Genomic DNA, 2,123 nt, shown 5'->3' on the forward strand with positions numbered 1-2,123 from the left:
CCTCTCTCGAGGCTTCCCCCTTATCAAACCGTACGTGCCCTATTAAGGCATACGGCTTACCAAATGTTACAATGTTTATCAAGAGGATGCATTCCAGGCATTTTGCATCTTTTGTAAGCGATGAGGGGTAAAATATTCCTCACCTTTTTCTTTTGCTCTTTTGACTTTGTATTGGAATCTTCTTTTTGCAGATTTACTCATATCGCTTAGGTATTGTTCTATAGTGTATCCGTAGGCTTTATTTAGATAAAGCCAATAGGATGGGATTAGTTTAATCTTTAAAAAGAATTCGTTATTCCAAAGGGTATTCATTCTCATACCTTTTCTTTGGGTTGGGTGCTTATGGATTAACGCAACACGCAGTCTTTTTCTTATATATCCATCAATTCGCTCAAGAATTTTCCTTATCCATCGAGTTCTACAGTGACTCTTTTGTCCGTATTCTTCGTTTGCTTTTACCGCTTTGATAATAGTCACATAGTAATTTACCTTACCTCTAATAATAGGATTTACCCGATTTATCCATTCTTCTTTGCTAAGAGTTAGGGATTTCCTAGTCTTTTCCTTGATTTTCAATCGAAAATCCCTGATGGATTCTTCCTTTGGTGTAACATTAAAGAAGGGTTTATTATCTTTCCTTCTCTTTGTCCAATGATGGAATGTGAACCCTAAAAAGTCAAAGTCGTCCTTATCAAAGTTGACAACTCTGGTCTTCTCTTTAGAGATTTCCAGTCCCAACTCAGCTAACTTATTCTTAGTTAAGGTAGCCGCCTTCTTGATTTCTTCGTTTGATTTAGCAAATAACAAGAAATCATCTGCATATCTGACAAATCGAATACCATTCAAGTCCCACTCCCAGTCAAGTTCATTAAGGTATACATTTGCAAGTAGTGGTGAGATGACGCCGCCTTGAGGTGTGCCATAGTCAGAATGGATAAGTTTCCCCTCTTCCATGTGCCCAGCCTTTAACCATTGTTCAACCAAACTCAGGACCGTACGGTCTGACACATATTTCTTTAAAACCCCAATCAGTTTATTATGGGGTATATTGTCAAAGAAACCTTTTATATCACAATCGTAAATATGGTTATATCCTTGTTCAATATTCCAGAGGATTATTTGCAGGGCTCTTTGTACCCCTCGATTCGGTCTGTATCCAACCGACCAGTTATGAAACAACAAATCTTCAAATTTTGGCTGTAGTACATTTACAATACTTTGTTGAACTATGCGGTCCCCGATAGTTGGAATACCTAAAGGACGTTTCTTTCCATTCTTCTTTGGTATGTATACTCTTCTGACTGGTTGAGCTTGGTAAGTCTTTGCTCTCAATTTGTTTAGAAGTTCCATGATGTTTTCTTGTAATTTGGCATCATAACTTTCAATTGTTTCTCCGTCGATTCCTCCTGCCCCTTTGTTTGCTTTAACTTGTTCGAAGCTTTGGGTTAATTTTCGGTCAAACAATATCTGCCCATATACACTGTGTAATTTAAACTTCCACTCTTGATTCATTGCGTATTCCACGCCTTTCCTTGATGTACATTCAAACGGTTTTACCGCAGTAACATGATTGTTTACATTACACCTAGTTAATGGCTTGGAGCCATAGGTCGTTCCCCTTCCGTTCACTCGATGTTATGGTCATCGAATTACTTCCGTACTATGAGAACGTCTGACTTCTCCACCCGTTCCTCGTCATTTCGGATTACCCTTATAGACTAGAACCCTGCCTGTTTGGTAAGGTGGAGACCTCACGGGGTTATCGCATTTCCCTTCTAGACATACCCTGCACCACCACGTTATAAGTCACATTTTCTCGCTCTGACTTCTAAAGAAAATGCCCCTTTAGCGGGCTTCCTCACTTTTCGAAGAGTCGCCAACTTATCCCGCCGCCGTGCTTCACACTTATTGCATTAGGGTCTATCTAGTTGCCTACGGGTCTCTCGACTTACCGCATCTCCTTCAGACAATACCTCACGGTATTGCCCTAGATTAAGCTTCCCGAGCTAGGTCAGTCTCCTCGGAGATGGACTTTCACCATCTGGGATTCAGTATCATCATCATCAACCAGTCGTTTCACCGAGATGACGTCTCTGTCAGATAATGAAAAGAAGAGTGTCGAC

At 40.3% G+C, this 2,123-nt stretch carries 1 protein-coding gene; it reads right to left on the reverse strand.

The window, feature by feature from the left end:
- Window positions 1-78: 78 nt before the first annotated feature.
- Window positions 79-1,512: a group II intron reverse transcriptase/maturase gene (ltrA, locus tag E2K98_RS30420; protein WP_133340727.1), complete on the reverse strand. Its 1,434-nt coding sequence runs from the start codon at window positions 1,510-1,512 to the stop codon at window positions 79-81.
- Window positions 1,513-2,123: the final 611 nt, after the last annotated feature.

Source organism: Bacillus salipaludis (genome assembly GCF_004358205.1).

Excerpts from the sequence above, each read along its gene's own strand:
- ltrA (WP_133340727.1), bottom strand. The coding sequence starts at position 1,512 with ATGAATCAAGAGTGGAAGTTTAAATTACACAGTGTATATGGGCAGATA.